Origin of the sequence: Dechloromonas denitrificans (assembly GCF_001551835.1) — a bacterium.
Lineage (GTDB): Bacteria > Pseudomonadota > Gammaproteobacteria > Burkholderiales > Rhodocyclaceae > Azonexus > Azonexus denitrificans.
The window spans coordinates 1-794 of the sequence record NZ_LODL01000031.1 but is presented as its reverse complement, the minus strand read 5'-3'; the positions used below and the strand labels follow the sequence as shown (position 1 = coordinate 794).

Genomic DNA, 794 nt, shown 5'->3' with positions numbered 1-794 from the left:
CTGACGCAGATCATCGGTGAAGTGCGCACCGCCGCCGACAACCTGACCAATGCCGCCGGCCAGGTCTCGGCCACCGCCCAGTCGCTGTCGCAATCCTCCAGCGAACAGGCGGCCTCGGTCGAGGAAACCACTTCCTCGATGGAGCAGATGACCGCATCCATTTCCCAGAACACCGAGAATGCCCGTGTTACCGACGGCATGGCCGCCAAGGCCGCGACCGAAGCCGCCGAGGGCGGCGCTGCGGTCAGCAAGACGGTTGATGACATGAAGAGCATCGCCAGCAAGATTGGCATCATCGACGACATCGCCTACCAGACCAACCTGCTGGCCCTCAATGCGGCCATCGAAGCGGCCCGCGCCGGCGATCATGGCAAGGGCTTCGCCGTGGTCGCCGCCGAGGTCCGCAAACTGGCCGAGCGTTCGCAGGTCGCTGCTCAGGAAATCGGCGATCTCGCCTCTTCCTCGGTCAAGCAGGCCGAACGCGCCGGCACCCTGCTCACCGAGATGGTGCCGACCATCCGCAAGACGTCCGACCTGGTCCAGGAAATCGCCTCGGCCTCGTCCGAGCAGTCGAGCGGTGTCGCCCAGATCAACGGCGCCATGGGCCAGCTGAACCAGGCCACGCAGCAGAATGCCTCGGCTTCCGAGGAACTGGCGGCGACCGCCGAGGAACTTGGCTCTCAGGCCGAGCAGTTGCAGCAGACGATGACCTTCTTCCGCCTCGATGACAGTGGCCGCAACACGGCCCGCAGCTTCGCCCAGCCGGCCGCCCGCACGACCGGCAGCAAGCCGCG

At 66.4% G+C, this 794-nt stretch carries 1 protein-coding gene; it reads left to right on the top strand.

Annotation, left to right across the window (positions count from 1 at the left end):
- On the top strand, window positions 1-794 hold a 794-nt coding region (locus tag AT959_RS14790), incomplete at both ends, for a methyl-accepting chemotaxis protein (protein WP_240481857.1).